Origin of the sequence: Marinobacter sp. X15-166B, assembly GCF_001752365.1 — a bacterium.
Lineage (GTDB): Bacteria > Pseudomonadota > Gammaproteobacteria > Pseudomonadales > Oleiphilaceae > Marinobacter.
Genome location: NZ_MEIY01000001.1, coordinates 1,030,829 through 1,050,242 on the forward strand (window position 1 = coordinate 1,030,829; position 19,414 = coordinate 1,050,242).

15 protein-coding genes are annotated in these 19,414 nt (G+C 61.6%); 8 read left to right on the plus strand and 7 right to left on the minus strand.

Translation table 11 applies throughout. The features are described from left to right. Window positions 1-15: 15 nt before the first annotated feature. From BG841_RS04860 to gshB, 7 genes are read right to left on the minus strand one after another with little or no spacing between them, the layout of a single operon-like run. Entirely contained in the window at window positions 16-1,308 is a 1,293-nt protein-coding gene (locus BG841_RS04860; RefSeq protein ID WP_070056621.1) for a dihydroorotase, read from the minus strand. Next, window positions 1,305-2,315: an aspartate carbamoyltransferase catalytic subunit gene (locus tag BG841_RS04865; protein ID WP_070056622.1), complete on the minus strand. Its 1,011-nt coding sequence runs from the start codon at window positions 2,313-2,315 to the stop codon at window positions 1,305-1,307. The genes BG841_RS04860 and BG841_RS04865 overlap by 4 nt, the downstream gene beginning before the upstream one ends. After that, complete coding sequence (pyrR, locus tag BG841_RS04870) at window positions 2,312-2,818, minus strand: bifunctional pyr operon transcriptional regulator/uracil phosphoribosyltransferase PyrR (RefSeq protein ID WP_070056623.1); 507 nt, start codon at window positions 2,816-2,818, stop codon at window positions 2,312-2,314. Before pyrR ends, BG841_RS04865 begins: the two co-directional genes overlap by 4 nt. Before the next feature lie 7 nt (window positions 2,819-2,825). Further along, entirely contained in the window at window positions 2,826-3,275 is a 450-nt protein-coding gene (ruvX, locus tag BG841_RS04875) for a Holliday junction resolvase RuvX (RefSeq protein WP_070056624.1), read from the minus strand. Beyond that, window positions 3,268-3,834, minus strand: coding sequence for a YqgE/AlgH family protein (locus BG841_RS04880; RefSeq protein WP_070056625.1), 567 nt, complete (start codon window positions 3,832-3,834; stop codon window positions 3,268-3,270). Before BG841_RS04880 ends, ruvX begins: the two co-directional genes overlap by 8 nt. After that, entirely contained in the window at window positions 3,831-4,688 is an 858-nt protein-coding gene (locus BG841_RS04885; protein ID WP_070056626.1) for an energy transducer TonB, read from the minus strand. Before BG841_RS04885 ends, BG841_RS04880 begins: the two co-directional genes overlap by 4 nt. A gap of 42 nt (window positions 4,689-4,730) precedes the next feature. Next, window positions 4,731-5,675 carry a glutathione synthase gene (gshB, locus tag BG841_RS04890; RefSeq protein ID WP_074454285.1) on the minus strand — a complete coding sequence of 315 codons (945 nt, stop codon included), beginning with the start codon at window positions 5,673-5,675 and terminating at the stop codon, window positions 4,731-4,733. Between the two features lie 300 nt (window positions 5,676-5,975). On the opposite strand from gshB, the gene pilG reads away from it, so the two are divergent. From pilG to BG841_RS04930, 8 genes are all read left to right on the plus strand, one after another. After that, window positions 5,976-6,365, plus strand: a complete 390-nt coding sequence (gene pilG, locus BG841_RS04895) for a twitching motility response regulator PilG (protein WP_070056628.1) — start codon at window positions 5,976-5,978, stop codon at window positions 6,363-6,365. Window positions 6,366-6,399: 34 nt separating this feature from the next. Then, window positions 6,400-6,762 (plus strand): twitching motility response regulator PilH, encoded by a 363-nt coding sequence (gene pilH, locus BG841_RS04900; protein WP_070056629.1) that lies wholly within the window; start codon window positions 6,400-6,402, stop codon window positions 6,760-6,762. A gap of 17 nt (window positions 6,763-6,779) precedes the next feature. Then, complete coding sequence (locus BG841_RS04905) at window positions 6,780-7,325, plus strand: chemotaxis protein CheW (RefSeq protein ID WP_070056630.1); 546 nt, start codon at window positions 6,780-6,782, stop codon at window positions 7,323-7,325. A gap of 78 nt (window positions 7,326-7,403) precedes the next feature. Further along, on the plus strand, window positions 7,404-9,479 hold the full coding sequence (locus tag BG841_RS04910) for a methyl-accepting chemotaxis protein (protein WP_070056631.1): 2,076 nt from the start codon (window positions 7,404-7,406) through the stop codon (window positions 9,477-9,479). 28 nt (window positions 9,480-9,507) lie between these two features. Then, window positions 9,508-10,407 carry a CheR family methyltransferase gene (locus BG841_RS04915; protein ID WP_070056632.1) on the plus strand — a complete coding sequence of 300 codons (900 nt, stop codon included), beginning with the start codon at window positions 9,508-9,510 and terminating at the stop codon, window positions 10,405-10,407. An 11-nt stretch (window positions 10,408-10,418) separates the two neighbouring features. Continuing rightward, on the plus strand, window positions 10,419-17,828 hold the full coding sequence (locus BG841_RS04920; protein WP_070056633.1) for an Hpt domain-containing protein: 7,410 nt from the start codon (window positions 10,419-10,421) through the stop codon (window positions 17,826-17,828). Continuing rightward, on the plus strand, window positions 17,828-18,865 hold the full coding sequence (locus BG841_RS04925; protein WP_070056634.1) for a chemotaxis protein CheB: 1,038 nt from the start codon (window positions 17,828-17,830) through the stop codon (window positions 18,863-18,865). The genes BG841_RS04920 and BG841_RS04925 overlap by 1 nt, the downstream gene beginning before the upstream one ends. Window positions 18,866-18,891: 26 nt before the next feature. Next, window positions 18,892-19,353 carry a chemotaxis protein CheW gene (locus tag BG841_RS04930; protein WP_070056635.1) on the plus strand — a complete coding sequence of 154 codons (462 nt, stop codon included), beginning with the start codon at window positions 18,892-18,894 and terminating at the stop codon, window positions 19,351-19,353. Window positions 19,354-19,414 lie beyond the last annotated feature (61 nt).

Below are 19,414 nucleotides of genomic sequence, written 5' to 3' on the forward strand. Positions count from 1 at the left end.
GGCAACCCGGTCCGCTCAGTCTGCGCTCCAGACCACCTGCCCACGGCACAGGGTGTGACGCACCACCCCCGGCAGAGGCTGCTGCAGGATGGGCGCGTGCTTGCCGGACGACAGCAGCGTGGTTTCGTCGGCGCTCCAGCGGGCCGCCGGGTCAAATACGCAGACGTCGGCCACGGCACCCGCCGTCAATCCGTTACTGATGCCCAGCACCCTGGCCGGCCCGGTGGTTATTCCCGCCACCAGTTGCGGCAAGGTCAGCTCCGCCGCCTCCACGAGTTTGAGCCCAAGGGAGAGTACACTCTCGATGGTCGACAGACCCGGCTCAGTAGCCCCCACCGGTGCCTGCTTGGCCGCTGAGTCGTGGGGCTGATGGGCACTGACAATGGCGGTGATCACCCCATCCCGCACGCCCGCCAGCAACGCCTGGCGATCCGCCTCGGTGCGCAGGGGCGGACGCACGTGAAAACGACTGTCATAGCCGGCCAGCGCCTCCTCGGTGAACACCAGCTGTTGCATCGCCACATCCGCGGTCACGGCTACGCCGCGGCGCTGGGCCTCGGCAACCATGGCCACACTGCGGGCAGTGGACAGCTGGCTCAGATGCAGGCGCACGCCGGTGTCTTCCGCCAGCAACAGCATTTCCATCACCGCGGCGGTTTCCGCAACTTCCGGGATGCCCAGCAACCCCAGCCGGGTAGCCACCCGGCCCTCATGGGCATAGCCGTCAGCAGCCAGCGCCTGGTTCAGTGGTGTCAGCATCAACGTGAATCCGAAGGTCTGCGCGTAGGCCATGCAACGCCGCAGAATCCGCGCGTTGGCCACCGGGCGACTGCCGTTACTGAGGGCGGCACAGCCCGCCGCCACCAGCCCCGCCATATCACTGAGGAGCTCGCCCTCCAGCCCACGGGTCAGTGCCCCCAGCGGACTGACCTGAATCGGCGAGTCCAGGGCGGCGTTATCGACAATCAGATGGGTCACCGCCCCGGAATCGTTCACCGGCGAAGTTTCCGGCGAAGCGCACACCCGGGTGTAACCGCCCTTCGCGGCTGCGCGGGTCTCGGTGGCGATTTTGCCTTTCTGGCCGTTACCGGGTTCCCGCAGGTTGCAGTTGAGATCGACAAACCCGGGGCTTACCACACAACCGGTTGCGTCAATCACCTGATCCGCGGCTGCCCGGTCGGCGTCCTCACCGACGGCAACCACCTGTCCGTCCCGAATCAGCAGGGAGGTGGTCGCATACTCACCCCCTAACCCGTCCAGCAAGCGCCCACCGACAATGCGAAGACTGTTGTGCCCTGTTGCCATCATAGTGCTCCGCTTTCCTGCCTGAGCCGGCTGCGCTCTTCGACCTGCCCGCTCATTGCCATTGACATAACCGCCATACGCACGGCAATTCCGTTGGTCACCTGATTGAGGATGACCGACTGCGGACCATCGGCGACCGCAGACTCAATTTCAACACCCCGGTTGATCGGCCCCGGATGCATGACCAGACACCCCGGGTTGGCCAGTGCCAGCTTGTCCTGGCTCAGCCCGTACAGCCGGTAAAACTCGCGCTCGCTCGGCAGCAGCGCACCCGCCATTCGCTCCCGCTGCAGACGCAGCATGATCACGACATCCAGGTCCCGCATACCTTCCACCATGTTGTACTCCACCCGACAGCCGAGGGCCTCAATGTCGCTGGGCAACAGGGTGGCCGGGGCAATGACCCGGATTTCGGCGGCACCCAGCGCATTCAGCGCGCGGATTTGCGAGCGTGCCACCCGGGAGTGGAGGATGTCGCCGACGATGGCCACTTTCAGGCCTTCAAAATTGTGTTTGCGCTGACGGATGGTGAGCATATCCAGCATCGCCTGGGTGGGGTGGGCATGCCGGCCATCACCGGCGTTGATGATGGCCACCCCGGGGGTCACGCTCTCAGCAATAAAGTGGGGGGCGCCACTTTGCGAATGGCGGACCACAAACATATCACTGGCCATGGCCTCCAGATTCAGCAGCGTGTCCGACAAGGATTCGCCTTTTGAGGTCGCCGAGGTGCTGATATCCAGATTGAGCACATCCGCCGACAGGCGCTTGGCGGCCAGCTCGAAGGTACTGCGGGTGCGGGTGCTGGACTCGAAAAACAGGTTCACCACCGTGCGGCCGCGCAGCAGGGGTACATTTTTGATGGTGCGCTCACCCACTTCGATAAAGGAATCGGCGGTATCCAGAATGTCGGTCAGCAGGTCCTTGCCGAGACCGTCCAGCGTCAGAAAATGTCTGAGCTGACCGTCCGCCGTCAGCTGCAGGGCGTGGGAGTATGGGTCGTGGGTCATAGGGCATCCCGCAATTCAATGTGCAATGGGTCAGGTCCCCGGAGTTTGACGCGCTGATGCGCGGCGAGCGTGAGCGTGCGCCCGCAGATGTCCGGCTGGACAGGCAGCTCGCGGGCGCCCAGATCAATCAGGGTGACCAGGGTAATGCTGGCCGGGCGGCCGTAATCAAAGATTTCGTTCATGGCGGCGCGAATGGTGCGGCCACTCATGATGACGTCGTCCACCAGTATGATATCCCGGTCTTCGGTGGCAAAGGGCAGCCGGGAAGGGGTGACTCTGGGGTTCAGACCGATGCGACTGAAATCGTCCCGGTAAAACGAGATGTCCAGCTCACCCAGGGGGTCCGCCAGTGCCAGCCGCCGGTGGAGTATGTCTGCCAGCCACACCCCACCGGTCCGTATACCGATCAGCACCGGCGCGGTGATGGCGCGTTCTTCAAGCCGCGCGCGCAGCCCGGCCTCCAGGTCGTCGAGCAACCGGTTAATATCAAGCATTGCGGTCATGTTGTCCTCACATAAGACGAAGGGCGGTGTCGGGTTGACGAAACCAGGCTTCCAGGATCAGCACTGCTGCGAGATCATCGACACCGTAACGGCCAAAATCGTCCTCACCGCCTGCGGCCAGCACCTCACCTTTGGCTTCGAAACTGGTCAGCCGCTCGTCCATCATATCCACGGGCACATGGAACCGGCCGTGCAGGCGCTTGCCAAATTTGCGCGCCCGGGCACACATGTCGTTTTCACTGCCGTCCATATTCAGCGGCAACCCCACCAGCACGTGATCCGGGCACCACTCCCCGAACAGCGCCCGGATGGTTTCCCAGTCGGGTACCCCATCCCGGGCCGGGATCATGGTCAGCGGACGGGCTTTGCCAAGCAATTCCTGGCCGATCGCCACCCCCATGCGCCGGGTGCCGAAATCGAACGCCAGCACACGGCGGGCACGGGTGTGCTCAGGCATGACCGATGGACTCACTCAACTGGGCCAGATCAATGCCCATCAAATCCAGCACCGCCGCGTATCGATCTTGCCAGGCGGTGCTGAACAGGATCTCCGCATCGGCCCGGCACACCAGCCAGGAATTACTGGCCAGCTCGCTTTCCAGCTGGCCTTCGCCCCAACCAGAATAACCCAGCGCGACCAGATAACTGTCGGGGCCCTGCCCCTGACCGATGGCCTCCAGGATGTCTCTTGAGGTGGTCAGCGCGACCTGTTCGCTCACGCTCACACTGTGCTGCCAGCGGGTACCCGGGCTGTGCAACACAAACCCCCGCTGCGGTTGCACCGGGCCGCCCTCCATCACCGGCTCGTCGAGTTCGCCACCGGCCAGGTCCAGTTGTTCGAGGATCTCGCCCAGAGGTATGTCCAGCGGCCGATTCAGTACCAGCCCCAGGGCGCCATCGGCGGAGTGCTCACACAGATAAATCACGGTGCCGTGAAATCGCGGATCGGCCAGGTAGGGCGAAGCGATCAGAAAGTGATCCCGCAGACTGCCTGTGCTGGTGTCGGTAGCTGTCATCCTGAACTCAACCCCTGACGCTGGAAAGACCAGGTACGAATGATCTCAAGCTCATCGGTCTGCTCTTTCATGTTTGCCGGAAACGGCGCAAAGGGCGAAGCCATGCGCACGATGTGTATGGCGGCGTCGTCCAGCACCGAACTGCCGGACGATTCAAGGATCGCAATTTCCTTGATGGAGCCGTCGTTACGCAAGGATACCAGCATTCGCAGGGCGCCATAAACACCGGCCCGCCTGGCTTCCGCAGGGTAATTCATATTTCCCACCCGGGTGACCTTGCTGACCCAGTTCTGCACATACCAGGCGTTCGCAGACCGCAAGGTCGACGCGGCGGTGACCCGCAGCACCCGGGGTTTTTTCGCATAGCTCTGCAGTTGGGCATCGAGGCGGGCCTCCAGGCTGGCGATTTCCAGGCTGCGCTCCATCAGGCTCTGCTTGTTGCGCACCGGCAGATCTTCGGCAACGGAACGCTCATCTTCGGCGGCCACCGCTGGCCGGGCAGGTGCCACTGTCGTCACGACTGCCGGGCTGGGTGCGCTGACGGCGGTTTGAGCCGGTGCCAGCGGCTGCACCGGCTGCGGCGCAGGGTCATTGAACACCGCGGTGTGCGCCGTGGCCAGCTCCTGCCGTTCTTCCTCCGTACCGCTGCCCTGCTGGCTGGTTTGCGCCAGAAAATCAGCCTCCTCCGGATCGACCTCGTCGTCAAATTGCGCCAAGGTGATTTCCATGGTTTGTGCCGAACGCGGCGGCGATTCCGGTGCAATGGTAATTCCCAGCACCAAGACCGCGTGCAGCGCCAGCGCCACAAACAGGGTGAATGAAAACCGATCAAAATCACTGACCTGAGCTGCCATTACCGCCATCTGTCCCGTAGTAGATTGAAGTGGGCCTGCGCGTCAGAGCCGTTGCTCTATCGCGTCCAGCAATTGTGCCGAGATATCGAGGCCATAGGCCGAATCCAGCTCGCGGATGCAGGTCGGACTGGTGACGTTAATCTCCGTCAGGTAGTCTCCGATGACGTCCAGTCCCACAAACACCAATCCCTTGGCCTTGAGCGCAGGGGCCACCCGGGCACAGATTTCACGATCGCGGGCAGTGAGTTCGCGCCCTTCCCCACGACCACCTGCCGCCAGGTTTCCGCGGTTTTCGCCTTTGACCGGAATCCGGGCCAGCGCATAAGGCACCGGCTCGCCGTCAATCATCAGGATTCGCTTATCCCCGTCACGAATCTCAGGAATGAATTTCTGCGCCATGGTTTGCGTGGCGCCATGATTGGTCAGGGTTTCGATGATGACCCCGAGGTTGCCGTCGTCGCCGCGCACCCGAAAAATGGACGCCCCGCCCATGCCGTCCACGGGTTTCATGATCACATCGCCATGCTCGGCATGAAAATCCCGCAACCGCTGGGGTGAGCGGGTGACGATCAGCGGCGGGGTGAAATCGTCAAATTGGGTCGCAAACAACTTTTCATTGCAGTCCCGCAGCGCCGCCGGCGGGTTGACCACCAGTGTACCCTCGCGCTCGGCTGCTTCCAGTATATAGGTGGCCATCACGAACTCACGGTCCACCGGCGGATCCTGGCGCATCAAAATGACATCCAGATCTGCCAGGCGGATATCCTGTTCGGCTCCGTAACTGAACCAGTCCTCGGGATCCATGCGCACCGTCAGGCTGCGGGTACGCGCCCGCGCCTGCCCGCCGTCAAGATACAGATCCGGCAATTCCATGTATTCAATCTGCCAGCCGCGTCGTTGCGCCGCCCACAGCATGGCCAGCGAACTGTCTTTGTAAAAGCTGATATCCTCAATGGGATCCATTACGATTCCGAGTCGAACTGTCATGACGCCTCTTAAAAAAATGAAAACAAAGGTGAAAAACCGGAACCGGTCAACAGAGAACCGGTGACATTGATGTTAAGCTCCGGACACTGATGGTATTGTACCCAATCTCTGAGTGCACCGGGTGATTGTGTTGCTGCAAGCGTGACTCAATCACCACAGGTACATTTGGTCACAATGTTGTGCTGTTTCTATTGGCACCAATACTCTATAACTATGAGGGGTTTATGGAACACTCTGACCGTAGGTGTTTAATCCCCGTGTTACAACCACGATACCCGCTAAGCTCAAGGCAGTCGGACAATGGATGACAACTTCGAAAACCTGAAGATCATGGTGATTGACGACAGCAAGACGATCCGTCGCACCGCAGAGACCCTGTTGAAAAAGGTCGGCTGCGAAGTTTTTACGGCGACTGACGGCTTTGATGCGCTGGCAAAAATTGCCGATTCCCGGCCGGACATCATATTTGTTGATATCATGATGCCCCGTCTGGACGGCTACCAGACCTGCGCGCTGATCAAGAACAACTCTTCGTTCAGGAAAACGCCCGTAATCATGCTTTCGAGCAAGGACGGGTTGTTCGATAAGGCCAAAGGCCGCATCGTAGGGTCGGACCAGTATCTGACCAAGCCGTTCAGCAAAGATGAGCTGCTAAACACTATTCGGCAGTATGTCCCCCAAGAGGGTTAAGGCATAACCACTGCACAGCATTATTGAGGAAAACATGGCCCGCATTCTTATTGTTGACGACTCGCCAACCGAAGTGAAAAAAATCTCCACCATTCTCGAAAAGCACAACCACGAAGTGCTGTCCGCCGACAACGGCGCCGACGGTGTCGCCAAAGCCCGTGCAGAGACTCCTGACCTGGTCCTGATGGACGTGGTGATGCCGGGCCTCAACGGTTTCCAGGCCACCCGCCAGTTGACCCGCGCACCGGAAACCGCGTCTATCCCGGTGGTCATCGTCACCACCAAAGATCAGGAAACGGATCGCGTATGGGGCACGCGCCAGGGTGCCAAAGGGTATCTGGTCAAGCCGGTTAACGAGGATGACCTGATCAACACCATCAACAGCCTGCTCGGCTGAGCAGCGACGGAGTACGCATGTCCGCACAGGCCGACCCGTTTGCCATTTTGACGGATATCGCCCGGCGCAGCCGCACCATGGCCGCCGGACTCCCCGAGCAAGAGGAAGCCGCCGAACTCTGGAACGGCATCGGCTTTATTCTGGCCGGGCAGCGCTACATCGCCTCCATGGGCGAAGTCGTCGAAATCCTCCATGTACCCCGGTATACCCGCGTACCGGGTGTACGGCCGTTCCTGCTAGGGGCCGCGAACGTCCGCGGCCGGCTGCTGCCCCTGATTGATCTCGCCCACTTTTTTGATCTGCCTCGCAGTGCCCGAAGCTCGAGAGAGCGACGGGTTCTGGTGATTGAGCAGGGTGACATCTTCAGCGGCCTGGTGGTGGACAGTGTTGCCGGCATGCAGTATTTCGCAGCGGATAACTTTGTGGCTGCGCCACAGGATACCCCTGCAAGCGTTCAGCCTTTCGTGCAGGGAGGATTTGAGCGTAACAAGGAAGTCTGGAAAGTGTTCTCAACGGTCGAGTTGGTCGGCGATGAGCGCTTTCTGGATGTTGCCCAATGGTGATGGCTGTGGCAAGAACATCACCGCCTAATTCCAACACCGCAGAACCCACTTGCCATTGATGAGGCCGGGAGCCAGAAAATGAAAAACAGATCCGGAAGAGTCGGTTCGGGCCAAGGAGGCAGCTCGTTTGTTGCCGGCCTGATCATCACTCTGATTGCACTAACCGCGCTGCTCATTGCAGTCTTGTTCATAATCAACAAGAACAGCAATAGCGATCAGGAATTCCTCGCCCACACCAGTGAACTGAGAGTTCTTTCTCAGGAAATTGCCAAGAACGCGACGGAGGCCGCCGGTGGAACCGAAGCCGCGTTTGATCAGTTACGGCGGTCGCGGGACGAGTTCGCGCAACGCTGGAGCTACATCGTCGATGGTAACCCCCAAACCGGACTGCCGGCCAACCCGGCCGCGGCCGACAGTGAGGTCAACACGAACTGGGCCACGGTGCGTGCCAATGCGGACCGCATTCTGTCCTCCGGAGACGCGGTACTGCATCTGCAACAGGTTGCCCAGCGTCTGAACGAAACCATTCCGCAGCTGCAGGTGGAGTACGACGATATCGTCGAGACCCTGCTGGTGAGTGACGCCCCGGCCGCTCAGGTTCGCCTTGCCCAGCGCCAGGCACTGCTGGCTGAGCGTATTGCCCGCTCGGTGGACTCTATCCTGTCCGGTGACCAGAGCGCGGTCATTGCCGCCGACCGCTTTGGTCGTGACGCCAACCTGTTTGGTCGCGTTCTGCAGGGTCAGCAATCCGGCAGCCTGTCGATGGGCATTACTGCGGTGGAAAACGCAGACGCCATTTACGGCCTGGAAGCGGTTGCCGAACTGTTTGAATTCGTTGCCGAAAACGTCGATGCCATCCTTGAAGCTTCTCCCGACCTCTTCCGGGTGCGCACCGCAGCCAATGACATTTTCCAGAACTCCCAGGTACTGCTCGATGGCATTTCCGAGCTGGTAAGCGGTTACCAGGAGGCGGCCGACTCCCGCCTGATCAGTCCGGCGCTGGCGTTCATCCTGCTGGCCACCATGGTCAGTATTGTAGTGCTGATCGGGGTGAGCTCCTATCGCGAAGCCCAGGGTCGCCTGGCAACCACCCAGGATCAGAACGAGCAGAACCAGAACGCGATTCTGCGCCTGCTGGACGAACTGGCCGACCTGGCCGACGGTGACCTCACCGCCGAAGCCACTGTAACCGAAGATTTTACCGGTGCTATTGCCGACTCCATCAACTACGCGATAGACCAGATGCGCGGGCTGGTACAGTCCATTCGTGGGACCGCGGTCCGGGTGTCGTCCGCCGCTCAGGAAACCCAGTCAACGGCCATGCATCTGGCCGACGCCTCCGAGCACCAGGCGCAGGAAATTGCCGGTGCCTCGGCGGCGGTCAACGAAATGGCCGTGTCGATCGACCAGGTATCGTCCAACGCCGCCGAATCCTCTGCGGTTGCCGAGCGCTCGGTTGCGATCGCCAAGAAAGGCGCGGAAGTGGTACAGAACACCATTCGCGGCATGGACAACATTCGCGAGCAGATCCAGGAAACCTCCAAACGGATCAAACGCCTGGGTGAATCGTCCCAGGAGATCGGTGACATCGTCTCGTTGATCAACGACATCGCCGACCAGACCAACATTCTGTCGCTGAACGCCGCTATCCAGGCCAGTATGGCCGGTGATGCCGGACGAGGCTTTGCGGTAGTTGCCGATGAAGTCCAGCGGCTGGCGGAACGCTCCTCTGCGGCGACCAAACAGATCGAAGCGCTGGTCAAGACCATCCAGTCGGATACCAACGAAGCCGTTATCTCGATGGAGCACACCACCGCCGAGGTGGTCCGTGGTGCCCGCTTGGCCCAGGATGCCGGTATCGCTCTGGAGGAAATCGAGAACGTTTCGATGAGTCTGGCGGAACTGATCCAGAACATCTCGAACGCTGCACGCCAGCAGTCGTCGTCGGCGGCACACATTTCCAACACGATGAACGTGATCCAGGAAATCACCTCCCAGACCTCGTCGGGTACCAACGCTACCGCAAGGTCGATCGGAAACCTTGCCGAGATGGCGTCTGAACTGCGCTCGTCGGTGGCCGGCTTTACCCTGCCGGAAGAAGAGTCTGCCGCAGAGACTGCAGAACAGGATCACGACGTGCCGGTAGTGGTCTGAGCGGCACCGCTGGAGCTGACGACTGATCATGGCCGATGTTCACCACCCGCTTGCCGCTGGCTCCGGCCCCTGGACCCTGCGCCGACGTCTGAACATGGACGAGGCGCAGTTCAACCAGTGGCAGAACCTGCTGGAACACCGTACCGGGATAACACTGCCGTCACACCGCAAGTCGTTTCTCGAGACGCATCTGGGTATTCGCATGCGGGAAATCGGCTGCAGCAACTTCCAGACCTATTACGAAACGGTGGTCTCGAGCCCGGCCGCGATGGTCGAGTGGTCGGTTCTGGTCGACCGCCTGACCGTGCAGGAGACCCGGTTCTTCCGGGATCCTGACGCCTTTGATCTGGTGGCGGATTACGTGCTTGCACAGCCGGAAGAGTCGCTCCGGCACCGCCCCTTGGAGGCGTGGAGTGTGGGGTGTTCGACCGGCGAAGAGGTGTATTCGCTGGCCATGCTGCTGAATGAGTGCATGACCCGGCTGGAACTGCCGCCCTTGTTCGGCGTAACCGGTTCCGACGTCAGTAAACCGGCCATCAGCAAGGCGCAGCAAGGCAGGTTCACCCGCCGCAAACTGCTGGACGTGGACGACACATTGCAGACACGGTATTTCCGCCCCGCCGGGCGGCATGCCGTGCAGATTGCAGATTCGATTCGTGAGCGCGTGTGCTTCACCAGGCTCAACGTCCTGGATCTGAAATACGCGCCCATGCACGGCATGAACATCATCTTCTGCCAGAATCTGTTGATTTATTTTCGCCGCTGGCGACGGCGCGAAATTGTTACGCGACTCGCAGAGAGACTGGCACCCGGGGGCCTGTTGGTTCTCGGTCAGGGTGAGCTGACCGATTGGCAGCTACCAGGACTGCAGCGGGTACCCTCAGAGAATGTGCTGGCGTGGACTCGACGCCAGACTGACAAAGAATAACCGGAGTGGTTATGGGCAATCACCATGGCAGAAGCGCCCTGGACTGGGTCCGAGGCGAAATACAGGAGACGCTGACACAGAGTCAGCAGGCGCTCGAGGCGTTTGCCGAAAATCGAGACGATACCGCACGTTTGCGGTTCTGCCTGAACTATCTCCATCAGGTGCACGGCACTTTGCAGATGGTGGAACTCTTTGGGGCGGCCTCGCTGACCGAAGAGATGGAAAATCTGACACTGGCGCTCCTCAACGAAACCGTCACCAGCGTCGACGAAGCGATATCCGTGCTGATGGACGCCATCCTCCAGCTGCCCCAGTACCTTGAGCATCTGGGAAGTAGCCGGGATGACTTCCCGCTGGTGCTGCTGCCGCTGCTCAACGATCTGCGCGCGGCCCGGGGTGAATCCCTGCTGTCGGACACCGCCCTGTTCAAGCCGGACCTGACCCATATCCAGTCCAAGGCCACTGGCAGCTCTTCGGTGCGCCTCAGTGACGCGAAGGTGCAGGGTTACCTGCGCAAACTGCGTCAGATGTACCAGCATGCGCTGGTCGGCATTGTCCGCGAGGAAAGCTTGCCGGCCCAATTCGACTATCTGCACAAGGTGATTGAGCGCCTGGTCAAACTCTGTCAGCCCACCTCCCGGGCCGAACTCTGGAAGGCCGCGGGCGGGTTCGTGGAAACCCTGCAAAGCGGAGACAACCCGGTTAATACCGCCGTCAAATCCATTCTGCGCAATCTCGACCTCGAACTGCGCCGGCTGGTGGACGAACACGTCGACATCCTGCAACAGCCCATGCCGGAGGCACTGTTCAAGCACCTGCTGTATTACGTTGCCCGCGCCCGCGAGCTGGACAGCCCCTACACCCGGGAACTCCGTGAGCGCTACCGGCTCGACGAGGCGTTGCCCTCGGAGGATGATGTCAGCGCGGCACGCACCCGTGTCAGCGGTCCCGGACGCGAAGCCATTCATTCGGTGGTCATCGCCCTGAATGAGGAACTGGCCAAACAAAAAGACCAATTGGATCTGTTTGTCCGGTCCCCGATGCGCAATACCAATGACCTGGTCGACCTGATACCCGGATTGCGTCAGATTGCCAACACTCTGGACGTGCTGGGCCTGGGCATCCCCCGCCAGGTGATTGCCGAACAGATCGACATCATCGACCGGCTGAGCAACCAGGCGGAGGCGGTGGACGACACCACGCTGATGGACATCGCCGGGGCGCTGCTGTACGTCGAATCCAGTCTGACCAGCCTCGATAACGACCAGCAGCTTCCGTCCGGGGACACCCAATCCGGTGAGGCCAACTATGGCCGTCAAGAGTTGGGAGACGCCAACACTGCCTTGCTGCGGGAATCCCGCAATACGCTGGAGCAGATTAAAACGGCGATCATCAATTTTATTGCGTCCCAGTGGGACAGCCGCGAAATCGAACACGTACCCGGGCTGATCCACAGCATTCGCGGAGGCCTCAGTCTGCTGCCCCTGCCCCGCATCACCGACATGCTGGAATCCTGTGAAGCCTACGTCAGCAACGTGCTGCTGACCGGTAAACATGTGCCCGACTGGCAGCAACTGGACACGCTCGCCGACGCGGTCACCAGTATCGAGTACTACCTCGAGCGTCTGCTCGACGGGATAACCGAAAATGAGAGTATTTTGCGGATCGCCGAACAGAGCCTTGAGTCGCTGGGCTTTCCAGCCGGAGCGGCAGCCACCTGGACCCAGGCCGAAACCGCAGCAAGCGACAGCGTCGAACCCGCGGCTGCGCCACCGGCAGACAAGGCGTCTGACGACGAGTTACTGGATGATGAGATCCTCAGTATCTTTGTCGAAGAAGCGGAAGAAGTGCTGGACACCATTCGCCACTATTATCCGCAACTGCTTCAGGACCCTGGCAATCACCGTGCGCTGTCGGAAGTACGCCGTGCCTATCACACCCTGAAAGGCAGTGGTCGCCTGGTGGGCGCCAACAGTCTGGCGGAGCTCGCATGGGCGGTCGAGAGCTTGTTAAACCTGGTGATTAACCAGACGCTCAAACCGGTGGACGAGCTGTTTACCCTGCTCGATACCGTTCACGAGCGGTTGCCTGAGCTGATCGCCGAATTCCGTCAAGGCCAGGCCGATGGCGATGTCCGGGCACTGATTGCCCGCGCCGAAGCCCTGTCAACCACCCGCAAGGTGTCCGCCGACACCACCGGGGAACCGGACACGGTCAGCGTTGAAACGACCGCCACAGATGCCGCCGCCCCCGAAGAGCAAATCACAGATGGCTTCCCCCTGGACGCCCCAGTTGAGGCCGAAGCCGAAGCCGAAGCCGAAGCCGAAGCCGAAGCCGAAGCCGAAGCCGAAGCCGAAGCCGACATTGAAGCGCAACCAGGTACCGAAGCCAATACCGGTATTCCGGAGGCGGACACGGATGACCTCATCGACGACGAAATTCTGGAAATATTCGTCGAAGAGGCCGCAGAGGTGCTCGACACCATTGGCGAGTTCCTTCCCCAGTTGTTGCGGCAGCCCGACGACCGCAGCGCACTGGCCGAAGTGCGCCGTGCCTACCATACCCTCAAGGGCAGTGGCCGGATGGTCGGCGCCGATGATATCGGCGAGCTGGCCTGGGCCATCGAGAACATGCTGAACCGGGTGATCGACGGCGGCGTATTCATGAACGCCGACATCGCCGATCTGCTCACCAGAGTGACCGGCATCATGCCGGATCTGGTGGCGGATTTTGAAGCCCGGCGCCCACCCCGCCATGACACAACAGCGTTCGAAGCCCTGGCTCAGACGCTGGCCAACGGGGAAATCCCCAACGCCCACGCCATGCCGATGGCCGATACTGACGTCCCGGCAGCAGACAGCGCCGAGGGGTACGAAGACGGCGCCATCCATGAGCTGGTTGACCCGGTATTGCTGGAAATTTTTGAAAGTGAAACCCGGGCACACCTGGGCACCCTGCACGGCTTTTTGAAGAATGCCGAGGGCAAGCACTCCGTCAGTTACAACGACCATGTCTCGCGGGCACTGCACACCCTGAAGGGCAGCGCCCACACCGCCGCCATTTCGCCCATCGCCAAGATCGTCACACCGCTCGAGCGCTATGTGAAAGATGCGCGCGCCCAGAACCTGCGCGCGGATCGTGACGTGATCGAGCTGATAGACCGGGCCTGCCGGTTTGTCGACGAAGGTCTGGAGCAAATCCGTCGCTGCCCGCAAAGCGACCTGCCCGGCACCGAAGCGTTTCTTGAACGCCTCAATCAGGTCTCGGTGCACACCCTGGGCAGCCATACCGACGCCGAGATCCAGTCCGTTGACCCCCAGGCCGATCCCCAGCTGGTCCAGTTGTTCCTCCATGAAGGCCTGGACATCCTGCTGAACGCAGATACCCTGCTGAACCAGTGGGCCAGCGAACCCGAGCAGACGGCGCCACTGGATACCCTGATCGCGGAACTGCAACAATTGACCGGCGCCGCCCAACAGGCCCGGCTCGACGACATTGCCGAGCTGGCTGCCGCCCTGGCCACCTGCTACCGGCGCCACCTGAAGCTCCACAAGGCGCCGTCCGAAGCCTTTGTGAGCGTGTCCAGAGAGGCCCATGAAAACCTGATCAACATGATGGATCAGGCCGCCGCAGGATTGGCGACCGCGCTCGACGCTTCGCTCATCAATGAGCTGGAATACCTGTTGAGCAACCGGCCGGCCAACGACGCCAACACGGTCGCTGCAGCCCAGGCACAGGAGCTCAGCGGCGAACTGGACGACCTGGCCCGCTCTCTGGACCTGGATCTGGGGCTTACCGGAACCGCCGGGCAAGATGACTCGCACCCCGACCTCTCCGACGATGATCTGGAGCTGACGGAAATATTTCTGGAAGAAGCCCAGGAACTGGTTGCCAGTTCGGGCGAAGCGCTGCAGGCGTGGAGCGACCAGCCGGACAACGAAGAACTGTTGCGGCTCGTGCAGCGGAACATTCATACACTCAAGGGCGGAGCGAGGCTGGCAGACATTGGGCCGGTAGGCGATCTGACCCATGAGCTGGAGAACCTGTTCGAGGATTTGACCGGCGCACGGGTACCGGTCAGCGAAGAGTTGTCTGATTTGCTGTTCCGCTGCCACGACCGGATCGCCGGCATGATCGACGCGCTGTCGAGCCAGTCCGTGCTGCGCCCGGCGCCGGATCTGATTGGCGACATCCAGACCTACCGGGCCAATACCCGGGATGGGGCCAGTGGTGCCCCGGTCAGCGAAAGCCAGCCGGCGGCGCCCCAGGTGGTCGCGCTGGATTCCGAGGTGGTGGAGATTTTCCTCGAAGAAGCCACCGAAATCATCGACACCACCGCGGAGCTGCTGCACAACTGGCGTGCCAATCCGGAACAGCCGCAGCTGGTCACCGAGCTACAGCGGGAATTACACACCCTCAAGGGCGGTGCCCGCATGGCGGATATCGCCCCCATCGCCGATATCGCCCACGAAATGGAAACCCTGTTCGAGCGGATCGCCGACGGCCAGATTGCCGCCACCGAAGCCCGCCGCGATCTGGCGGTCCGGGCGCACGACCATCTGGCGACCCTGGTGGAAACCATTACCGACAGCGGTCAGTGCAGCTCCGATCCGGCGCTGCTGAGCGAACTGCAAACAGCGGTCAGTGACGGCCGCAGTCTGCCGACCACGCCTGCGCTGACCGCCCTGGACATGGCCACAACCGCCGCCTTGCCGGCCGACGAAGACCACAGCGAGCTAATCGACATCTTCCTGACAGAAGCCCGGGAAATCGCTCAGGCCATCGCGGAACACCTGGTGCATTGGCGCGAAGGAGGCATGGCGCTGGCCAGTGTGTCGGGCATACAGCAAGAGTTGCATACCCTCAAAGGCGGTGCCCGGCTGTCAGACGTGGACGCCATTGCCGACCTCGCGGACGCATGGGACGCAAGCCTCAATACACTGCTCAGCCACCCCGGCGCCCAGCAGGCGGTGCTGGTGCTGAGTGACCGCGCCCACGCCTCGCTGAACACCATGCTGGACTCGCTGGCCCGCACCCCCGCGCCCGCGCTGGATGCCAGTGCGATCATAACCGCGCTTAACGACGCCACAGCCGAAGCGGTGCAGGCGGCAAGCCTCGAGGAAACCGCCATCGACCTGGATGTCCTCGAGACGTTCAAAGAGGAGGCCCGTGAACTGCTCGACCAATTAGCGCAGTTTTTCGCCGCCTGGCAGGCCGAACCCGCCAATCCCCAGTTCAACCGGGATGCGCAGCGCGTACTGCATACCTTGAAAGGCGGCGCGCGTCTGTCGCAACTGCCGGAACTGGGTGATCTGGCCCACAACCTGGAAATGCGGCTGGTGGAGATCGAGGGTCAGCTACCGGAACCGGCGGTGTGGCAGACGATCAACGCCGATTACCAACAGCTGAATGCCCAGCTGGTCGACATCAGCCAGCGCTATGACGAACAGGTGAACGCGGCGCCGGAAACGCCAGTGGCGGCGGCAGCAACAGAGCCAGCCACGGCCCCCAAACCAGCGGCCCCGCCGATGAAGGCCGCCGCCAAGCCGGCTGAACCCAATCGGGGCGCACCAGCCAGCCGCACGGCCCAGGAAAGCATCCGGGTGTCGGCGCCGCTGCTGGATGAACTGGTCAATCTGGCGGGCGAAACCAGTATCACCCGGGGTCGGCTGGAACAGCAGACCAGTGATTTCAGTCACACCCTGGATGAAATGGCCTCGACCATCGAACGTTTGCGCGAACAACTGCGGCGCATGGACATCGAAACCGAAGCACAAATCCTGTTCCGCACCGAACGGGAGCACGGCCCGGATTACGGCGACGATTTCGACCCGCTGGAGATGGACCGCTATTCCTCCATCCAGCAACTCTCCCGCGCGCTCAGCGAGTCGTCCTCCGACCTCGCCGATCTGCGCTCGACCCTGGCCGAGCGCCTGAAAGACACGGAAACGTTGCTGGTGCAACAATCCCGGATCAACACCGAGCTTCAGGAAGGCCTGATGAAGACCCGGATGATCCCGTTTGCCTCCATGCTGCCACGGCTGCGCCGCATTGTTCGCCAGATCAGCAGTGAGCTGGGCAAGAAGGCCAGCTTTGACGTGCGCAACGCCGAGGGCGAAATGGACCGCAATATCCTGGAGCGGATGATTGCGCCCATGGAGCACATGCTGCGCAACGCCCTCGACCACGGCATCGAATCGCCGGAAGCCCGTGTGCAGGCCGGTAAACCCGAAGCGGGCAACATCACCCTGTCACTGTCCCGCGAAGGGGGTGATGTCGTCTTGCGGATGATGGATGACGGGGCCGGTATCCCGGTGCAGAACATCCGTGAGAAGGCGATTAAGCTGGGAATGATGCGCGCGGACGACGATTTCAGCGACCGGGACATTCTGCAGTTTATCTTGCAGCCCGGATTTTCCACCGCGCAGAATGTCACCCAGATCTCCGGCCGCGGGGTGGGCATGGACGTGGTGGCCAGTGAAATCAAGCAGCTGGGTGGCAGTCTTGACATCGACTCCAAGCCCGGCCAAGGCACCACGTTCATCGTCCGGTTGCCGTTTACGGTCTCCGTGAACCGCGCCCTGATGGTTTCCACGGGGGAAGACTTCTACGCCATCCCCTTGAACACGATCGAAGGTATCGTGCGGGTCAGCACCTATGAACTGGAAGAGTACTACCAGCCGGATGCACCCCTGTACGAGTACGCCGGCCAGCAATACCGTCTGCAATACCTGGGCGGCCTGCTGAACAGCGACCATCACCCCAAGCTTCAGGGGCAGGCGCTGCCCTTACCGGTTATTCTGGTGCGGGGTGCTGAACAGCCCATGGCGCTGCAGGTGGATAACATCCTCGGCAGCCGTGAAATCGTGGTTAAATCCCTCGGCCCGCAATTCAGCAGCACCCGGGGGGTCTCCGGCGCCACCATTCTGGGTGACGGAAACGTGGTGGTCATCCTCGACTTGCCCGCCATGATCCGTTCCGATGTGTTGTCGGAGCAGCAACGCCAGACCGTACTGGATGCCATCGAGAAAGCGAAACTGGACGAGGTGCGGCCCACTGTTGTCATGGTGGTGGACGACTCGGTGACGGTGCGCAAGGTAACCTCACGGCTGCTGGAGCGCAACGGCATGGAGGTGATCACCGCCAAAGACGGGCTCGATGCGGTGGCCCAGCTGCAGGATCACCAGCCGGATATCATTCTGCTGGATATTGAAATGCCCCGCATGGATGGGTTCGAAGTCGCCAGTTTCGTGCGCCACGACAGCAGCCTGCGCGACATTCCCATCTGCATGATCACGTCACGGACGGGGCAAAAGCACCGGGAGCGGGCGCTGGCCATCGGCGTTAACGAATACCTCGGCAAACCTTTCCAGGAAGCCGTGTTGCTGGCCACGATTGCCCGGTTAACCGGAGAGCAGTGATGGCAGGCCCGGCAGCCCGGCCCCGGGTCGGGATTGTGGCAGACTCGGTGCTGCAATGTCAGCGGATGCAGGCCGCCACCGCCAGACTGGGTCTGGATGCGGGGTTTTCGGGTGTCCCGGACGGGCTGGCGGCCTACCCGACTTTGCCGCAGGTGCAGCTCTGGCTGGTGGTACTGGAGGACGAATCCGCCCACTCGGACCAGTTTGACCGGTTGCTTGCCGACAGCGATTCGCCGGTGCTGTTCGGGATGCAAGCCGCACCGGGACCCAACAGCACGGATTACCGGCTCTGGGAGCGCCGCCTGCAGCGTACCCTGGCGCAGCATCTGGGTGTACTTGAAACCGCGGACGCCGTCGCTGCGGCCACCGCGCCCGCCAGCCCGTCGGCCCCGGAACAGGACGGCCCCCCACCGGTGCCCGGGGCAGCCGCCGGCGAGGCGGCCCGACCAGCGCAACAAATCTGGGTGTTGGGAGCCTCTCTGGGCGGCCCGGCCGCCATCAAGGAGTTTCTCGACAGCCTGCCGCCCGGTTTGCCGGTGGGCTTTGTGTACGCCCAACACATTGACGGCAATTTTACCGAGGTGCTGACCCGGGTGCTCGGCCGCCACGCTCACTATCAGTTCAAACGCCCTGTTTCCGGACAGAAAATTCACAACGGTGAGGCAATCCTGTTGCCTGTCGAACACGAGTGGACCCTGTCCCGCAACGGCACCCTGATCGAAAAAGACACACCCTGGCCCGGTCCCTACAGCCCCTCCATTGACCAGGTGCTGCTCAACGTAGGGGATCATTACGGCCCTCACTGCCACGCCATACTGTTTTCCGGTATGGGCGACGACGGGGCCCGTGCGGCCCCTTTTCTGCGGGCGCACGGCAGCAAGATCTGGGTACAGGACAGCGCCAGCTGCGGCAGCAGCTCCATGCCGGACTCGGTCGCCGCCACCGGCTGTGCCAGCTTTACCGGCACACCGGTGCAGCTCGCCCAACAACTGGTGCACACCCTTGCACAACCCTGCCGGCAGCCCCAGCGGCACTAACGGAATTCCGCCAGAGGACCACATTCATGAACGAAAACGCCCACCTGCTCTCCTGCGTCATCATCCCCATGGGAGAGTCCCAGTTATTACTGCCCAACGTTTCCATTGCGGAAGTTGTTGATTACGCTCGCATCGAACCGAGGGAGTCTATGCCGGACTGGCTGGCGGGCGATCTTGAATGGCGCGGCCTCACCCTGCCGGCGCTGGCCTACGATGCCGCCAACGGCTCCCCGCGACCCGCTGCGGAAGGCAGCCGCAGCCGGATTGCGATCCTTAACACCATCAGCGACCAGCAGCAGGCGCAACCTTTCATTGCTCTGGTGACCCAGGGCATTCCCAGCCAGATCCGGGTCACCCGCAACCAAATTCGTGCTGTGGAGGGTGATACCGGCCCCGCCGATCTGATGCTGGTGGACATTGAGGGCGAAGCGGTGCGAATCCCCAATCTCGACTATCTGGAGTCACTCGCCCGCGAGGCGGCCCACTAGGCCCGCCGGAGGATGGCGTGACGGCGAATCCGGCGGATGTTATAATGTTGCAAACATTGAA

Excerpts from the sequence above, each read along its gene's own strand:
- BG841_RS04885 (WP_070056626.1), bottom strand. The coding sequence starts at position 4,688 with ATGGCAGCTCAGGTCAGTGATTTTGATCGGTTTTCATTCACCCTGTTT.
- ruvX (WP_070056624.1), bottom strand. The coding sequence starts at position 3,275 with ATGCCTGAGCACACCCGTGCCCGCCGTGTGCTGGCGTTCGATTTCGGC.
- BG841_RS04925 (WP_070056634.1), top strand. The coding sequence starts at position 17,828 with ATGGCAGGCCCGGCAGCCCGGCCCCGGGTCGGGATTGTGGCAGACTCG.
- BG841_RS04905 (WP_070056630.1), top strand. The coding sequence starts at position 6,780 with ATGTCCGCACAGGCCGACCCGTTTGCCATTTTGACGGATATCGCCCGG.
- pyrR (WP_070056623.1), bottom strand. The coding sequence starts at position 2,818 with ATGACCGCAATGCTTGATATTAACCGGTTGCTCGACGACCTGGAGGCC.
- BG841_RS04910 (WP_070056631.1), top strand. The coding sequence starts at position 7,404 with ATGAAAAACAGATCCGGAAGAGTCGGTTCGGGCCAAGGAGGCAGCTCG.
- gshB (WP_074454285.1), bottom strand. The coding sequence starts at position 5,675 with ATGACAGTTCGACTCGGAATCGTAATGGATCCCATTGAGGATATCAGC.
- BG841_RS04920 (WP_070056633.1), top strand. The coding sequence starts at position 10,419 with ATGGGCAATCACCATGGCAGAAGCGCCCTGGACTGGGTCCGAGGCGAA.
- BG841_RS04915 (WP_070056632.1), top strand. The coding sequence starts at position 9,508 with ATGGCCGATGTTCACCACCCGCTTGCCGCTGGCTCCGGCCCCTGGACC.
- BG841_RS04860 (WP_070056621.1), bottom strand. The coding sequence starts at position 1,308 with ATGATGGCAACAGGGCACAACAGTCTTCGCATTGTCGGTGGGCGCTTG.
- BG841_RS04930 (WP_070056635.1), top strand. The coding sequence starts at position 18,892 with ATGAACGAAAACGCCCACCTGCTCTCCTGCGTCATCATCCCCATGGGA.
- BG841_RS04880 (WP_070056625.1), bottom strand. The coding sequence starts at position 3,834 with ATGACAGCTACCGACACCAGCACAGGCAGTCTGCGGGATCACTTTCTG.
- BG841_RS04865 (WP_070056622.1), bottom strand. The coding sequence starts at position 2,315 with ATGACCCACGACCCATACTCCCACGCCCTGCAGCTGACGGCGGACGGT.
- pilG (WP_070056628.1), top strand. The coding sequence starts at position 5,976 with ATGGATGACAACTTCGAAAACCTGAAGATCATGGTGATTGACGACAGC.
- pilH (WP_070056629.1), top strand. The coding sequence starts at position 6,400 with ATGGCCCGCATTCTTATTGTTGACGACTCGCCAACCGAAGTGAAAAAA.